The organism is Moraxella bovoculi (genome assembly GCF_000988745.2).
Taxonomy (GTDB): domain Bacteria; phylum Pseudomonadota; class Gammaproteobacteria; order Pseudomonadales; family Moraxellaceae; genus Moraxella; species Moraxella bovoculi.
In genome coordinates this window covers 490,061-506,255 of the sequence record NZ_CP011381.2, presented here as the reverse complement: position 1 = coordinate 506,255, position 16,195 = coordinate 490,061, and the positions used below count along the sequence as shown (strand labels likewise).

Here is a 16,195-nt window from a genome sequence, read left to right as displayed (position 1 = left end):
TGATTCATCGATGCAAATTTATCTGGTAGGCGGTGCGGTGCGCGATACCCTGCTAAACCTCCCTATTAAAGACAAGGATTTTGTGGTTGTGGGCGGTTCGGCTGAGCAGATGCTGGCGCAAGGCTTTGAGCAGGTGGGTGCAGATTTTCCTGTATTCTTACACCCCATCACCCACGCTGAATATGCCCTAGCCCGTACCGAAAGAAAAAGCGGACACGGTTATCAAGGCTTTAGTGTAAGCACGAATAACGTCAGCCTAGAAGGTGATCTCATGCGCCGAGACCTTACCATAAATGCAATGGCGATGCCTGTGCGATCGCTTTTTGATGATGCATTGACAGGTCAGATTGTAGACCCTTATGGCGGGCAAGACGATCTTGACAAAAAAGTCTTACGCCACATCTCGCCTGCCTTTAGCGAAGATCCGCTTAGGGTGCTTAGGGTAGCACGGTTTTATGCGCGTTTTTATGACATAGGCTTTGTGGTGGCAGATGAGACCGCCGCACTCATGCAAAGCATCGCCAAAGATGGCGAGCTAAACCACCTAAGTCGCGAACGCATATGGAGCGAATCTGCGCGCGCCTTAGGCGAGAAGCACGGATACGCGTATTTTAAGCTGCTATTAGAGCTTGGTATTTTAAAACACATCTTGCCAGAACTGTCTGACAGCCTACAAGACAAAGCGCGACGAGAATCCGCCTTTGCTGCACTTGAATACCATTCAGATGCGTCTTTAACAATCAAATTCGCCTTGCTCATGTCGGTATTTTTGGGCGACCCTGATGCCTTGGACAAACTACAACACACCACCAATCGCCTGATGACGCCCAATCACATCAAGAACTTTGCCAAGGCGTTCATTACGCATCATGGCAACATCCTAAAGCTGCCAAATATCGATGCAGACACCCTGCTGTCTTTGATCGAGCAGACACGCGCGCACAAAGATGATGAGACGATACGCCTATTGATACAGACAGTAAATGCACTTCATAAGACCAACATATCAATGGATTTCATGATAAACGCCATCAAAATCTACAATAAAATTGGCATTAATGACGTCAATCCCAACCTAAAAGGCAAAGCAATCGGTGATGAGCTGACACGCTTAAGAAAAATCCAGCTCGCAGATGATATAGATCAGTATTTAGAAGATACAACAAGGAAGCACTCATGAATTCATCTAAAGTCGCCTTAATCACAGGTGGCGCCAAGCGTATCGGGCGCGCAATCACTCAGGCATTGCACACACAGGGCTATGATGTCATCATTCATCACAACCACAGTCAAGATGCTGCCAAAGCACTTCTCGATGAGTTAAACGCCATCCGCCCAAATTCTGCCAACACCATCCAAGCCAACCTTAGCATCGTTAATGACAGTGTTCTACTGAATCAATTCACCAACGATGCCATATCACTGTTCGGGCGGCTGGATCTGTTGGTAAATAACGCGTCTAGCTTCTATTCGACCTCACTGAATGACGATCATGCAACTTGGCAGTCGCACTGGGATGATTTATTTTTGACCAACACCAAAGCGCCGCTTTTTTTGAGCTTAACTTTTAAAGATGAGCTTGCCAAGCAACACGGCGCCATCATCAGCCTGCTGGACATTCATGCGCGCGATAAGCCCTTTGTCGGCTACCCGATTTATAACATAGCAAAGGCTGCCCACCACATGATGGTGCAAAGCCTTGCGCTTGAGCTTGCGCCCAACATTCGCATCAATGGCGTATCGCCAGGCGTGAACATTTTTCCTCACGATAACCAAAACAGCGAATTAAATGACAGCACAAAACAAGCCCTGACCGACTCTGTGCCACTCGGTAAAATCGGCACGCCCGAAGACATCGCAAATGCTGTGGCGTTCTTGGCAGGCGCAGACTACATCACAGGTCAGATACTCGCCATCGATGGCGGTCGCAGCTTAACCTTAAAAGGTGGTTGATTAAAATTATCCTATCAGCTTCATCGGTTAAAATGTCCAAAAATTGTAAAACCTTTGTAAAAATAAGGATTTAAAATAAGCAAAAATCTGGCTCAAGTTACAAAATTGTTGCCAAATGTGGCTTATTTTTATCAAAAACAGCTGACAATGCTATTTTTTTGCGGTACAATGCGCTTCTATTTTTCATCTGAAAAATCCCAAATCTGCCACATTGGCGTTTTTGGGTTTTATTTTGTAAAAAATTCTTGGAGTTGATAGCTTAATCAAATCTCAAACACGCCCAAATCAGATTGCCCCAATCTGTCATTAGCACGTTTGAAACAGTATTACGCACCCTAACGCCTTTTCTCTTTTTTGCGTTTACGCACGCTTTTGGAGGATAATACGTTGAGTATTTCACCTGTTCCTGCTAATGCTGCCAAGTTGCAGCGTAATCTTGGTCTATGGCACGTCATCATTATTGGTCTTGCCTACATTCAGCCGATGACACTACTTGATACCTTTGGTATGGTATCTCGCGACAGTGGTGGTCATGTGCCGATGTCTTATATTTTTGCACTGTTTGCTATCTTGCTTACGTCCATCAGCTATGGTCACATGATCAGAGCGTATCCTTCTTCAGGTTCTGCCTACACCTATACCCAAAAAGCAATCAACCCATCAATGGGCTTTATGGTTGGCTGGTCAAGCTGGCTAGACTACCTGCTTTCGCCGATGGTTAATATCATCTTGGCGGTGCTATATCTTGAAGCTCTATTCCCTTCGGTGAACCATTGGGTTTGGGTAATTGGTCTGACAGGTCTGATGACCATCGTCAATATTTTTGGCTCAAAGACCGTTGCCTACTTTAACAGCTGGATTGTAGCGGTGCAGTTGGTGGTTATTGCTGTATTCACCTATTTGATCTATAGCAAGCTACAAATGGCGCAGTACGCTGCCAACACTCGCCCTGAAGACATCTATGAGCTGTGGAGCTTGAAGCCATTTTGGGATGAGATGACCAGCGTTGGTGCGTTGATCACAGGTGCGACCATTCTATGCTTCTCGTTCACAGGCTTTGACTCGATTTCTAGCCTTGCTGAAGAGACCAAAGACGTTAAAAACACCCTGCCAAAAGCAATGATTCTAACAACGCTGATCGCAGGTATTGTATTCATCATCAGCGGCTACTTCATGCAAGCCTACCTACCAAGTAGACCTGAACTGTACTTTGAAGCGGTGGATGAGACTCAAGCAGAGATCTTGCTACTTGTGGGTGGTTCGGCATTCCAAGCGATCGTACTGGGCTTTGCGATTATCACAGTAATGGCGTCTGGTATCTCAGCTCATGCTGGCGTATCTCGTCTGATGTATGTGATGGGTCGTGACGGCGTGATCAGCAATAAGATTTTTGGTCAATTAAGCCCGAAATTCTTCACTCCAGTGAACAACATCCTGATCGCAGGTGGCGTGGCATTGACCGCAGGCTTTATTAGCCTAGAGACAGTGGTAAATCTAATCAGCTTCGGTGCGTTGACTGCATTTAGCTTTGTGAACTTATCGGTAATTTTCCGCTATGCGGTGCGTGATAAGATGGTTGAGACACCTAAGCAAATCCTAAGCTACGTGATCGTACCTGTGGTTGGCTTTATCAGCATCTTCTTGATGTGGCTAGAAGTGGACAGCACCACCTTTGGTGTGGGTGTCTTCTGGGCATTTCTTGGCTTTATCTGGCTAGGCATCAAGACAGGCGGCTTCAAAAAGCCAGTACCTCAATACCGTGAAGACGTGTAATATGTTTCGCATCCAAAAACCCTGTCAAGTTGGCAGGGTTTTTTGTTAAGATAATCATACAATTTTCCTTAAAAATCGTATTATAATAACAAAATAATCCCACCCTTAGGTGACATCATGAAAAAACCAATACTGCTATCTGCATTCGTCCTAGCCCTCGCCATGACAGGCTGCACCACCAAACAGCCACAGTTCAACGTCAATGACTGCGCAAGTGCAGACTGGCAGAATATCGGCATCAAAGACGGTCAAAACGGCTACAGCGCCCAACGCATTCTAAGCCATCAAAAAATCTGCCAAGCAGCTGGCATCAGCCCAAACCGAGCCGCTTGGGAAGAAGGTCGTCAAATCGGTTTAAGAAGCTACTGCACGAAGTCGAATGCCTACGAGATGGGCAGGCGTGGCTATGAATTGACCGGTGTCTGCGATCATAACTTAGAAGAGCTGCACCATGCCAACATGATGGGGCTTCAACAATATGAGATGAGTCAGCGCATTCACCACCCTTATGGGCATGGCTACTACGGTGGTTATCCGTTTTTGCCTTGGTATTTTTATTGATCCATACAAAACCCCAATGGTATTCATTGGGGTTTTTCGTTTGCAGATGATTTTTGCAACCTTGCTCTTTATGGGGAAATTATAAACTCTTAAATCTCAACCAAGCTACTTGATATTAAGTATTAAATGCCTTAACAATAACACTCACAAAAACAATCGCCAGCATCACCCACTCCAGTCGCTTTGCAAATTTATCAATCTTGGTTAAATCCACGTCATGCTCTAATTTTATCGCATTCCAGCGCCTCGTCAGATATCCTGACACCATCCCAAATACCGCCAAACATAATCAACGCATGAAGCGCATGCCAAGCCCGCGCCCAGCGTCAAGAATGCGCTTATAAGTCTCATCTGAACGGTTCATTATTCACCCACCCCCATGATCTTTAAATAAAATTTAAGAACAATTTGCAATGGTTTGATACCACAAACTACCGTCATTTTAACATGAAAAAATTTTAAATCTTATGCTAAAATATTGAATAATTTTAAATCACTAGGTTAAGATTATCATGCTAGAAATCCGTCACCTACAAATGCTCTCTACGCTGGCTCGTCATGGCTCGCTGGCGACCACCGCCGATGAGCTGAATCTGACCGCATCGGCGATCTCTCATCAGCTCAAAGAACTTGAAAGTTTTTATGACATATCTTTGGTGAATCGTCGCACGCGCCCTGTGAGCTTCACGCCTGCAGGCAAACTCTTACTGCAGCTGGCCGGCAGCATTCTACCGCAGGTCGCCCGCACCAAATCCGACATCAAACGACTGGCGCACGGTCAAGCAGGGCAATTAAGGCTTGCCAGTGAGTGCCATAGCTGTTTTGATTGGCTAATGCCAATTTTAAACGTTTATCGTAAAGAATACAGCGATGTTGAGCTGGACTTTACCTCAGGGTTTGAGCCTGAACCACATCAGATGCTCATTGATGGTGATATTGACTTACTGATCACCGCAAGCAATTTGCCCATTGAAGGCATCCTGTACGAGCCGCTATTTACTTATGAAAGCCGTCTGGTGCTCTCGCCTTCACATCTGCTCGCCAGTCATAACACCATCGAACCCAAGGACCTCATCGATGAGACTCTCATCGCCTATCCTGTAGAACAAAAACGCCTAGACATTATCGCTAAATTCTTAGAGCCTAATGGCGTCATGCCAAAACAAATCCGCACAACTGAACTTACTGCCATGCTCATACAGCTGGTCGCCAGTGAACGCGGTGTGGCGGCACTACCTGACTGGGTGGCAAGCGAATACGAGAAGAAAGGCTGGGTGGTCAGCCGCCCACTGGGCGCTGGCGTGTACTGCCAACTGTACGCCGCGATTCGTAGCGACAGTCAGGAACTGGCTTATATGAAAGGTTTTCTAAGCTTACTAGAAAACATCCAAAAACCCTAAACAACTGAATGATGATAGAGAATTTAAATGATAGTATTTCTTAAATAAATGATAATAGCAGTTTTATAATCCAAGCAATATAGTTATACATTCGTCAAAGGTGGTATAATAGCTACGCGACAAATGGATTTAGTTGCAAGTCATCCGCTTGCAGCGATTGAATGATGTGTGACATTGGGCGCATCAATCATTCACCCTATTTATGAGACAATAACATCGGAGTTTTTATGAGCAAATCCACCATCATCTATACCTATACTGATGAAGCCCCTGCCCTAGCCACCCATTCACTACTACCTATCGTACAAGCCTTCACTAAAAGTGCTGACATCGAATTTGTAACCAGCGACATCTCTCTAGCCTCACGTATTTTGTCACAATTTCCAGAATATCTGACCGAAGAACAACGCACAGCTGACGCATTGGCTGAGCTTGGTGAGCTAGTAAAACAACCTGACGCCAACGTCATCAAACTACCTAACATCTCAGCTTCTGTACCACAGCTACTGGCCACCATCAAAGAGCTACAGGGCGATGGCTATAACGTGCCAAACTACCCAACCGAAGCAACCACCGACGAAGAAAAAGAAATCCAAGCACGTTATGATCGCGTTAAAGGCTCTGCGGTAAACCCTGTACTTCGTGAAGGTAACTCTGACCGCCGCGCACCTAAAGCTGTTAAAAACTTCGCTAAGAAATTCCCACACTCTATGGGTGCATGGACTGCCGACTCTAAGACGCACGTAGCGACGATGACGGACAATGATTTCTTCCATAACGAAAAATCGTTCACCGCACCGACCGCATGCAGCGTATCTATCGTATTTACCGACAACGCTAGCAACCGCAGCGAACTTCGTAAGCCTGTTGCACTACTAGAAGGCGAAGTATTCGACGCGACCGTACTGAACAAGAACGCCTTAGTAGCTTTCCTAGAGCGTGAAATCAAAGACGCTAAAGACAAAGGCGTGCTGTTTAGCCTACACATGAAAGCTACCATGATGAAAGTCTCTGACCCAATCATCTTCGGTCACGCGGTTAAAGCATTCTTCGCACCAGTCTTCGAAAAATTCGGCGACAAGCTAAGCGCAGCAGGCGTGAACGTGAACAACGGTCTAGGCAACCTATTTGCCAACCTAGATAAGCTAGATGCCCAGACTCGCACCGATGTTGAGACGCTGATCGCCAAGTCTTACTCTGAAGGTCCTAGCATCGCCATGGTTGATTCTAACAAAGGCATCACCAACCTACACGTACCAAGTGATGTTATTATTGATGCATCTGTCCCTGCGATGATCCGTACCTCAGGTCGCATGTGGAACCGTGATGGCGAACTACAAGACACCAAGATCGTCATCCCTGACAGCACTTATGCGCCACTATATGAGACCGTAGTATCATTCTGTAAAGAACACGGCGCATTCGACCCTGTTACCATGGGTACTGTACCTAACGTTGGTCTAATGGCCCAAAAAGCTGAAGAATACGGCTCACACGACAAGACCTTTGAGATCCCTGCTGACGGTAAAGTTGAAGTGATCGATGAAACTGGCAACGTTCTACTAAGCCACGAAGTACAAGCTGGCGACATCTGGCGCGCCTGCCAAACCAAAGACGCTCCGATCAAAGACTGGGTACAGCTTGCCGTGAACCGCGCTCGTCTGTCTGACACTCCTGCTGTGTTCTGGTTGGATGAGAACCGTGCACACGACGCTCAGCTTATCAAGAAAGTTAATGCATATCTGGCTGAGCTTGACACTGAAGGTCTAGACATCCGCATTCTAGCGCCAGCTGATGCTACTCGCTTCACGCTAGAGCGCCTAAAAGCAGGTCAAGACACCATCAGCGTCACTGGCAACGTATTGCGTGACTATCTGACCGACTTATTCCCAATTCTAGAGCTTGGCACTTCAGCGAAGATGCTGTCTATCGTACCGCTAATGAATGGCGGCGGCATGTTCGAGACTGGCGCAGGCGGTTCTGCACCTAAGCACGTTCAGCAGTTCAACGAAGAGAACCACCTACGTTGGGACAGCCTAGGCGAATTCTTGGCATTGGCAGTATCGCTTGAGCACCTATCACAAAAAACTGGCAACGCCAAAGCTCAAGTACTGGCTGACGCACTAGATGCCGCCACAGAGAAGCTTCTACTAAATGACAAGTCACCTAAGCGTAAAGCAGGCGAGCTTGACAACCGTGGCAGCCACTACTATCTAGCAACTTACTGGGCGCAAGAGTTGGCAGCGCAGAATACCGATGCGCAGTTGGCGGCTGAGTTTGCACCGATCGCCAAGGCATTGACCGAAAATGAAGCCACCATCGTGAATGAACTCAACAGCGTTCAAGGCAAAGCCATTGACACCAAAGGCTACTACTCAGCCGATCGTGACGTACTGACCCAAGCGATGCGCCCAAGTGCAACATTTAATCAAATCATTGCACAACTTTAATTCATCCTCACAAAATGCCATCTTTTTAGGTGGCATTTTTATTTCTGTATTATGAAAAACATCACCTTAAGCACATTAAAATATTTACTGATCTTCATCGTCATCTATATGGCGGTGAATCTTTGGCGCGCACCCACTCTGCCCGACACGCCAGAGCTTCGCTATCAGACCAATCAAGGTCAGATCATTGATGCCGTCGCCCAAAGTCATGATGCACCTGTATTGGTGTATTTTTGGGGTACATGGTGCTCAATCTGTCGCATCACCACGCCGAATGTCGAGACATTACACGAGAATGGCACGCCTGTGATTACGGTTGCCACACGATCGGACAGCACGGCCGAGTTGGCAGATTATCTCACCAAAAAACAGCTTGATTTTATGGTGATTAATGACTTGGATGGTCAGGTTTTTCAGGACTGGCAAGGCAAAGTAACGCCATCGTTCGTCATCCTAAAAGACGGTAAAATCCATCAAAGCTTTACCGGCATCGCGCCACTTTGGTCGTTAAAATTAAGGCTTTGGATGGCGCGCCTTTAATGAGATTAATATTAGGCGGCTTTTTTAGGCTTATGTTATAATAATCGTTTTTATTCTTTATTCATCAAGAGCACCCCATGAGCGTACAAGGCACATTATTCATCATCACCGCCGCATCAGGCACCGGCAAAACCAGCCTCGTCAAAGAGCTACTTGCCACTACGGACAACCTAAAGGTCAGCATCTCGCACACCACCAGACAGCCACGACCTGCTGAATCTGATGGCGTGCATTATTATTTTACTGACAAGACGGCTTTTGAGCAGCTGATCGAAAAAGGTGCTTTTTTCGAATATGCTGAAGTCTTTGGTAATTACTATGGTACAAGCAAGCAAGCTGTAGATGATTTACTTAACCAGGGCATCGATGTCATTTTAGAGATCGATTGGCAAGGCGCATTACAAGTCAAAGAAAAATCCCCGCAAGCTGTGATGATCTTCATCTTGCCACCAAGTCGTGACGCGCTGCGCAGCCGATTGTCTAATCGCGGGCAGGACAGCAAAGATGTCATCGAGACACGTCTGGCGGGTGCGGTCACTGAGATGAAGAACTACCACCACTTTGATTATGTTGTGATTAATGATGACTTTAGTACCGCATTGGGCGATCTACAAACCATCATCAAAGCACAGCGCCTAACCCTAACGCAGCAGACAGCTCGTCAAAACGCACTCATCAAATCATTGCTAAGCGACTGATCGCCCATGATGGCTCGCTTGGTACTGCTTGGGCTGCTTGCAGGGTTATTTTTTAGTACAATGTTTGTACTTAACGGACTGATGGCAAGCCAAAACGGTCATTGGTTCTGGTCGGCAAGTGGTCGCTACATCTTTATGTGGTTCATATTAAGCGCGCTCATCGCCCTAAAAGACGGCGTTAAGACCTTGGTTGGTCTTAGTGCGCTGTTCATGGATTATTGGAAATTCTGGTGTGTGGCAGGCGGCATTGGCTTTGGTGGGTTTTATGCATTTTTGTGCTTTGGTGCAGATCACGCACCCAGCTGGATCATCGCTGCGACTCTTCAATTCACCGCTGTGGCAAGCTTGATTGTCTTGGCTGTATTTGGCGAGCGTCTGAGCAAGCGCATCATTGGCACAAGTCTGCTGATATTCATCGGTGTTCTAATTGCCAACCTTGGTGAGGGAGCGAACCACACGACAAGTAGCACAAGCACTTTATTGCTGATGAGTGCACTGCCAGCATTCATTGCAGGATTTTGCTTCCCTGTGGGTAATCAGCTGGTCTGGTATGGTGCTACTAAGCCCACGCATCACATCGCACTCACCCAAGCCATCCTACGCATCACATCGCCACTCATGCGCAGCGCCTTAAATAAAGCATGGCTGCTGACCACAGGCTCTTTGTCGCTATGGCTTGTGCTCGGCTTTGTCATACAGCTAGATTTGCCAAGTACATCTCAAGTATTTAATACGTTTTTGGTGGCGTTATTTGCAGGTGTGATCGCAACGAGTATTTTTCTGTTAGCACGCTGCAAAGCCACAACCACAGATCGCCGCCATCGATGCCACACAAGCAAGCGAAGTGCTATTTGCCATCTTAGGTGGCATGGCTTTATTAGGTGCATCAGCACCGTCGCTGATTAGTATGATTGGGGTATTGATGATCATGGTGGGATTATTTGGCTTTGCCAAGGTGCAGACTTAAGTCATGATGAATATTATCTTTGAGAACATCACGCCTGATTTTATGATTTACCTGCTGGATATGGTGGGCGTGGTGGCATGTGCGATCGCAGGCACGACACTGGCGCTGCATAAGAAGTTTGATTTTTTTGGTTGTATCTTGGTGTCCATGGTGAATGCCATCGGTGGCGGTACGATTCGTGACGTCATGCTCGATCGCCATCCGCTATTCTGGATGACTGATTTGAACTATGTCATCGTGATTACATTGACATCGCTTATTTGCCAGGTATTTTTTAATTATTATCAAAAAATCGATTGGACGCTCAAGTTCTTCGATGCGATCGGGTTGGCGGCATTTAGCGTGATCGGGCTCAAAGTCGGACTTGCACTCGGGGCACATCCGATGATCGCTGTGATGATGGCGGTCTTAACCAGCATCGCCGGCGGCATCATGCGCGACATGATTTGTAATGAGATTCCGCTCGTTCTACAAAAAGAAATCTACATCAGCGCAAGCATCACAGGCGCTTTGCTGTATTTTGCACTTGAGCAAATTGGCGCATCAGATGTCATCCAAGACACCTTAACACTCGTTACCATCTTCGGGGTTCGAATGCTGGCGATTCGCTTTGATTGGCATTTGCCCTCCATTCGCCTAAATTCCGACGTATAATAAAGAAAACCTACCAAATTTAGCAGGTTTTCTTTATTACAAATATCGTCCGACCACATCCGCCATCAGCTCAATGTGTAGCGCATCGGTGTTCAGCGCAGGGATATACTCATAAGACTTGCCGCCTGCATTCATGAAGTTATCACGGTTCTCCACCGCGAGCTCTTCCAAGGTCTCCAAGCAGTCAGCCGAGAAAGCAGGACTTAGCACCTGTACAGACACCCCTTTAGCCCCCCACTCACCAAGCAGCTCATCGGTATAGGGCTTAAGCCACTCTTGCGCACCGAAACGTGACTGGAAACTCACCGCCCATTCATCAGCGCCCAATCCTAACTCGCTGGCGACCAGCACGGCAGTCTTACGGCATTGCTCAGCATAGGGGTCGCCCTTATCTGCATAAGGCTTAGGAATGCCATGAAAGCTCATTAATAGTCTATCAGCTCGCCCATGCTCCGCCCAGAACTTACGAATGCTATCGGCAAGCGCCTTGATATATAGCGGATGATCATGATAATCGCGTGTGAACTGAATGGCAGGCATGTTGCGCTTATCCATGCAGTATTCCGCCACCTTATCAAATACTGCTGCCGTAGTGGTCGCCGAATACTGTGGATAAAGAGAGAAGATGATAAAGTCATCATAGCCTTTATCTTGAAGTTCCTTCATCACATGCTTAATGTTCGGATTACCATAAGTGGTAGCAGGGAACACAGGGGTTGGCGTGCCATTTTCGATGAGTTTGTCTTGTAGTAACGCGGCTTGCTGTTTTAGGATTGCAAACAGCGGCGAACCGTCTGCCGTCCACACACTCTCATAAGCATGAGCCACTCGCTTGGGGCGTGTGGTCAATACGAATAGATTTAGGATGATTTGCCAAATGAATGGCGGAATCTCAATCACACGAGTGTCGGACAAGAACTCACGCAAATAGCGGCGCACACCTTGAGGCGTAGGCTCGTCTGGCGTACCTAAGTTCACAAGAATAATGGCAGTTTTCATGAATGTTCATCATTTAAAAATTTGGCTTAGTTTAGCATTTTTTGGCAAAAAATAGCAGTTAATTTTCTCAATTAAAGAATTTATAGATAAAAAATATTCTTATTTGCATTGTTAAGTAGCATCACATTCTGCTTGCAATTTATATTGTTATAGAATAACATAAGCCAAATTTTTTATACTCTCACAGGATGTTTTTATGAAAACCAACGCTTGGCTACGCCCCACCGCCCTTGCCATCGCGCTCATCGGCTTGACCGCCTGCGGCAATGACGACAAGGCAACTACCACCACAGACAATGCCACGCCTGCCACGAGCGATAAGACACTCACGGTCGTTACCCCTTGGGAGATTACCAATGCTGACCCTAGCACGTCAGGCTTTGTCTATCAGCGTATGGGTATTGGCGAAACCTTGGTAGACGTGGACGAGGCAGGGGCGATTATCCCTGCCCTAGCCGAAAAATGGGAGACAGCCGACAACGGCAAAACATGGGTGTTTACGTTGCGTGATGATGTCAAATTCCATGACGGCACACCGATGACCGCCAAAGAAGTGGTAAACAGCCTGACGCTTGCCCTAAACAAGCCCACCGCCCTAGAAAGTGCTAATATCGAGCTTATCAAGGCAGTTGATGATAAAACGGTAGAATTCACTCTTGCCGATCCTTTGACCACCCTACCGTCTTATTTGACACACGCCACCGCCATTATCCTAGCCCCTGCGTCTTTTGATGACAAAGGGCAAGCCACCAAAATCATCGGCACAGGCGCGTATCAGGCGGATAAGGTTGAGCCACCACAAAAGATTGAGCAGTCCGCTTATGCCGACTATTGGGGACAAAAAGCCCACATTAATCGCATTCACTACCTTGCCAACTCTCGCAGTGAGACCCGCACCCTGCTTGTCGAGAGCGGCGATGACCATTTGGTGTACACCCTAGACAGTGCCAGCCTAAAACGCCTACAAAACAACAGCGACCTACAAGTGGCAACCCAAACGCTCGCTCGCACCATTGTCATTAAGATGAACATCGCCAATCCGCTCTTTGCCGATAAGACCACTCGTCAAGCCCTATCCGATGCCATAGACCGTGAAGCCATTGCCAAATCGGTGCTACGCATTGGCGATGCGGGAGCGTATGAGCTACTACCGCCCATGTTTGGCGGTTGGCAGGCAGGCGTGGCAAAATCCGCCCCTGATTATCCTGCCATTAAAGCCAAACTGCTCGCCAATGGCTTTACCGAAGGGGCGAACGGCGTGCTACAAAAAGACGGCAAGCCCTTTACCATATCGCTCATCACGTTCTCCGACCGCCCAGAGTTACCGCTTATCGCCACCGCCTTACAAGACCAATGGCGTAAAATCGGTGTGGATTTGCAAGTTAATATCACCAACTCATCAGAGATTCCCAAGGCTCATCAAGACGGCTCACTGCAAATGGCTCTGTACGCTCGTAACTACGGCAACACCCCAGACCCATTGGCGTCACTACAATCCGACCTAAGCCCACAAGGCAGCGACTGGGGCGTGATGAATTACCAAAACTCTGCGCTTACCCAAGCCTTGCATGACATCGCCACCACAGCCGATGATGTCAAGCGAGATGAACTCAAAAAACAAGTCGCCACCATTTTGGCAGATGAGCGTCCGCTTATCCCTGTCGTGTACTACCAACAAAGTGTGTCCGCTCACAAGTCTCTAAAAGGCTTGACTCTTGACCCCTTTGAGCGTAAATACAACCTAAATCAGCTTAAATGGTAAGTCCATAAAGACCGTGTTATGCGGTCTTTTTATATTGTCAATGTTGCAAATTTTGTTTAAAATTTCTTTAAAGATGCCCCATTCTCAGCTTTATATCAGCGATTGACCTATCAAGGGTAAATTGTATTCCTGCCCTTGCAACTTAAAAAACATCAAACACCCTGATCATCTCGTCATTTTTTTCATCATTGGAGCTTGTCATGAGTGAGTAAAGCGTGAACAAAAAAGGCAGAGCCAAATTCAAGCCCACCCCCAAAGCCAAAACCGCAGGGCGACAACCTGAAAAAATGGTTTAATATCTTTTGTGGATTGTGGCGATAATTTTTGCCAGCTTTTTAATTGGGCTGGGGAGTAAAATCGTGGCGGATTTGCTGATGATTAGTACCGACCCTGTGGAATTAGCTGATTTTGTCGCCGACCGTCCTGCCTGCGACCAGCTAAAGACGAGCTGACCCAAGCCGAACAACAAGAGCAAGACATCATTCACGAATGGGAACAAAAAAGCCATGAGCTAACCCAAAAACAAAGTTAAAACACAAACGCCCGTGAGACTTTTGACAACTGGCTTGGCACTCGTTCTGTTACCGAACAATCTGACCAAAATCCTGAAGTCATCAAACGCACAAGCGAGCTTGATGAGCTAAAAGCCCAAGAACAAGCCTTACAAAGTGAGCTGTCCACCATAGAAAAACGTCAACTAGGCAGACGGCAGAGAACATCGAAACCCAAATCATGCTCATGGAAGCGGACGCTATGGACGGCTACAACCGCCATAATAACCGCACCGAATTGCAGGTATTTATTTGTCGCTTGATGATTACCTTGCCACTGTTGTTGGCAGGTTATCTGTTTAAACGCTACCGCCATACCAACGCATGGCCGTTTGTGTGAGGCTTTGTATTTTTTGCCTTGTTTGTGTTTTTTGTGGAATTGGTGCCATATCTACCCAACTATGGCGGTTATGTTCGCTATGGCATGGGGATTATCGTAACGGTCGTCATCGGCAAATACGCCATTGGGGCGATGAGCCCCTATCTAGAACGCAAACGAGTCGAAGAAGCCTTATCTAGCAACGAACACCAACAACATATGGATTATGATGAAGCCCACGTCAAAATCGGCAAGGGCATTTGTCCAAGCTGTGAACGCTCGCTCGATTTTAATAACACCAATTTGGACTTTTGTCCGCATTTTGGGATACATTTGTTTGAATATTGTTCAAATTGCACCACTCGCAAAAGCACCTTTAATCATTATTGCTTTAAATGCGGTCTGGCAAGTCGCACGGAGCGTTTGGACGAACAGGTCTTTACCCCTGCAAATCCCAACACTCCACCCACCCAAATCTAAACACCAAACCCCATGTCATGCGTGGGGTTTTCTATTTTAGAAAAATATTATGTTATTACATTTGCTTTCATCATCAATGAAAATTATAATAGCCCAATTTTGCTTATCATTATTATCATGCTAAAACTACTCACATCACGGCTTATCCAACTGCTCTTGGTCGTCTGGTCGGTCGGCACTTTGACCTTTGTTCTTATGCGAAGCCTGCCCGGCGACATGGCGTATCGTATCGCAAGCTCTCGCTATGGCTACGACCAAGTCACCGCAAGCTCTGCCGACCAAGTGCGAGCCGAACTGGGACTTGACTTGCAGTGGTATGAGCAGTATATAGCATGGTTTGGCGACCTGCTCCGCTTAGATTTGGGAAACTCGCTCGTCAGTGGGGCAAGCGTGTGGGACGAGATAGCCCACCAGTTTGGGCACACGCTGTCGCTGGCGTTTGTCGCTTTGATTATCTCACTCATCATCGCCCCACCGATAGGCATACTCTCTGCCCTGCGACCTAATGGGGTCTTTGACCGTTTTACCTTATTTATCGCCACCTTGCTCCGCTCCGCCCCTGCCTTTATCATTGGCGTGCTACTCATCACCATTTTTGCGGTGCATTTAAAATGGCTACCTGCCATCGGCTACGGCAAGCCGATTAACTACATCCTGCCTGCTCTCACACTCGCCTTGGGTCTGTCGGCGGTCTCCATTCGGGTCAGTCGTAATGCGGCAGTGGCAGTGCTTGACTCTACATTTTATGAATTTGCCAAATTAAAGGGGCTAAGCCCTTGGCAGACATTTAGACGACATGGCGTGCGTAACATTGCCATTCCCATTGTCGCCTATCATGGGGTACAGCTCATCTATCTCATCGAAGGCGTGGTCATTGTGGAGAGCCTGTTTGCATGGCCGGGTATCGGTCACGCCCTAGTTCACGCCATCATCGCCCGAGACATTCCAATGATACAAGGCTCGGCTTTGGTCATGGGTGGGCTGTTCGTGGTGTTAAATGCTGTCTTGGATGTCATCAATCGCTACATTGACCCCCGTTATCAAGCTCACTAAGCCTTATCAGTACTTGCCAAACTTCGTTATCAATT

General features: G+C 47.1%; 15 protein-coding genes and 1 pseudogene. 15 read left to right on the top strand and 1 reads right to left on the bottom strand.

The window, feature by feature from the left end; all coding sequences use genetic code 11:
- The first annotated feature begins 10 nt into the window (after positions 1-10).
- From AAX10_RS02375 to AAX10_RS02330, 10 genes and pseudogenes are all read left to right on the top strand, one after another.
- On the top strand, positions 11-1,180 hold the full coding sequence (locus AAX10_RS02375; protein ID WP_046700569.1) for a tRNA nucleotidyltransferase/poly(A) polymerase-related protein: 1,170 nt from the start codon (positions 11-13) through the stop codon (positions 1,178-1,180).
- Positions 1,177-1,953 (top strand): pteridine reductase, encoded by a 777-nt coding sequence (locus AAX10_RS02370; RefSeq protein ID WP_046699721.1) that lies wholly within the window; start codon positions 1,177-1,179, stop codon positions 1,951-1,953. Before AAX10_RS02375 ends, AAX10_RS02370 begins: the two co-directional genes overlap by 4 nt.
- A gap of 387 nt (positions 1,954-2,340) precedes the next feature.
- On the top strand, positions 2,341-3,726 hold the full coding sequence (locus tag AAX10_RS02365; protein WP_046697896.1) for an APC family permease: 1,386 nt from the start codon (positions 2,341-2,343) through the stop codon (positions 3,724-3,726).
- Positions 3,727-3,843: 117 nt separating this feature from the next.
- Complete coding sequence (locus tag AAX10_RS02360) at positions 3,844-4,287, top strand: DUF2799 domain-containing protein (protein WP_080946990.1); 444 nt, start codon at positions 3,844-3,846, stop codon at positions 4,285-4,287.
- A gap of 512 nt (positions 4,288-4,799) precedes the next feature.
- Positions 4,800-5,687, top strand: coding sequence for a LysR family transcriptional regulator (locus AAX10_RS02355; protein ID WP_046697895.1), 888 nt, complete (start codon positions 4,800-4,802; stop codon positions 5,685-5,687).
- Positions 5,688-5,914: 227 nt separating this feature from the next.
- Positions 5,915-8,137 (top strand): NADP-dependent isocitrate dehydrogenase, encoded by a 2,223-nt coding sequence (locus AAX10_RS02350; RefSeq protein WP_036364471.1) that lies wholly within the window; start codon positions 5,915-5,917, stop codon positions 8,135-8,137.
- Positions 8,138-8,188: 51 nt separating this feature from the next.
- Entirely contained in the window at positions 8,189-8,677 is a 489-nt protein-coding gene (locus AAX10_RS02345; protein WP_046699720.1) for a protein disulfide oxidoreductase, read from the top strand.
- 77 nt (positions 8,678-8,754) lie between these two features.
- Positions 8,755-9,375 carry a guanylate kinase gene (gmk, locus tag AAX10_RS02340; protein WP_046699719.1) on the top strand — a complete coding sequence of 207 codons (621 nt, stop codon included), beginning with the start codon at positions 8,755-8,757 and terminating at the stop codon, positions 9,373-9,375.
- 6 nt (positions 9,376-9,381) lie between these two features.
- Positions 9,382-10,342, top strand: a pseudogene (locus tag AAX10_RS02335) (multidrug resistance efflux transporter family protein).
- A gap of 3 nt (positions 10,343-10,345) precedes the next feature.
- Entirely contained in the window at positions 10,346-10,996 is a 651-nt protein-coding gene (locus AAX10_RS02330; protein ID WP_149038832.1) for a trimeric intracellular cation channel family protein, read from the top strand.
- A 36-nt stretch (positions 10,997-11,032) separates the two neighbouring features.
- Here the strand turns inward: AAX10_RS02330 and hemH are convergent, their stop codons facing one another.
- Positions 11,033-11,995 (bottom strand): ferrochelatase, encoded by a 963-nt coding sequence (hemH, locus tag AAX10_RS02325; protein WP_036364461.1) that lies wholly within the window; start codon positions 11,993-11,995, stop codon positions 11,033-11,035.
- A 196-nt stretch (positions 11,996-12,191) separates the two neighbouring features.
- Here hemH and AAX10_RS02320 point away from each other — a divergent pair, with 196 nt between their 5' ends.
- The 5 genes from AAX10_RS02320 to AAX10_RS02310 all read left to right on the top strand — a co-directional run bounded on the left by AAX10_RS02320 (position 12,192) and on the right by AAX10_RS02310 (position 16,160).
- Complete coding sequence (locus tag AAX10_RS02320; RefSeq protein ID WP_046699718.1) at positions 12,192-13,757, top strand: ABC transporter substrate-binding protein; 1,566 nt, start codon at positions 12,192-12,194, stop codon at positions 13,755-13,757.
- Positions 13,758-14,068: 311 nt separating this feature from the next.
- Positions 14,069-14,209, top strand: coding sequence for a hypothetical protein (locus AAX10_RS10160; protein WP_187648940.1), 141 nt, complete (start codon positions 14,069-14,071; stop codon positions 14,207-14,209).
- A 280-nt stretch (positions 14,210-14,489) separates the two neighbouring features.
- The gene (locus AAX10_RS10155) at positions 14,490-14,648 is read left to right on the top strand and encodes a hypothetical protein (RefSeq protein WP_187648939.1); all 159 of its coding nucleotides are present in this window, start codon (positions 14,490-14,492) and stop codon (positions 14,646-14,648) included.
- Between the two features lie 33 nt (positions 14,649-14,681).
- Positions 14,682-15,107, top strand: a complete 426-nt coding sequence (locus AAX10_RS10150; protein WP_193550992.1) for a hypothetical protein — start codon at positions 14,682-14,684, stop codon at positions 15,105-15,107.
- 117 nt (positions 15,108-15,224) lie between these two features.
- Positions 15,225-16,160 (top strand): ABC transporter permease, encoded by a 936-nt coding sequence (locus tag AAX10_RS02310; protein WP_046700567.1) that lies wholly within the window; start codon positions 15,225-15,227, stop codon positions 16,158-16,160.
- The last annotated feature ends 35 nt before the right edge of the window (positions 16,161-16,195 follow it).

Coding starts and splice junctions, on each gene's coding strand:
- AAX10_RS02375 (WP_046700569.1), top strand. CDS start 11: ATGCAAATTTATCTGGTAGGCGGTGCGGTGCGCGATACCCTGCTAAAC.
- AAX10_RS02370 (WP_046699721.1), top strand. CDS start 1,177: ATGAATTCATCTAAAGTCGCCTTAATCACAGGTGGCGCCAAGCGTATC.
- AAX10_RS02360 (WP_080946990.1), top strand. CDS start 3,844: ATGAAAAAACCAATACTGCTATCTGCATTCGTCCTAGCCCTCGCCATG.
- AAX10_RS02355 (WP_046697895.1), top strand. CDS start 4,800: ATGCTAGAAATCCGTCACCTACAAATGCTCTCTACGCTGGCTCGTCAT.
- AAX10_RS02350 (WP_036364471.1), top strand. CDS start 5,915: ATGAGCAAATCCACCATCATCTATACCTATACTGATGAAGCCCCTGCC.
- AAX10_RS02345 (WP_046699720.1), top strand. CDS start 8,189: ATGAAAAACATCACCTTAAGCACATTAAAATATTTACTGATCTTCATC.
- gmk (WP_046699719.1), top strand. CDS start 8,755: ATGAGCGTACAAGGCACATTATTCATCATCACCGCCGCATCAGGCACC.
- AAX10_RS02330 (WP_149038832.1), top strand. CDS start 10,346: ATGATGAATATTATCTTTGAGAACATCACGCCTGATTTTATGATTTAC.
- hemH (WP_036364461.1), bottom strand. CDS start 11,995: ATGAAAACTGCCATTATTCTTGTGAACTTAGGTACGCCAGACGAGCCT.
- AAX10_RS02320 (WP_046699718.1), top strand. CDS start 12,192: ATGAAAACCAACGCTTGGCTACGCCCCACCGCCCTTGCCATCGCGCTC.
- AAX10_RS10155 (WP_187648939.1), top strand. CDS start 14,490: ATGCTCATGGAAGCGGACGCTATGGACGGCTACAACCGCCATAATAAC.
- AAX10_RS02310 (WP_046700567.1), top strand. CDS start 15,225: ATGCTAAAACTACTCACATCACGGCTTATCCAACTGCTCTTGGTCGTC.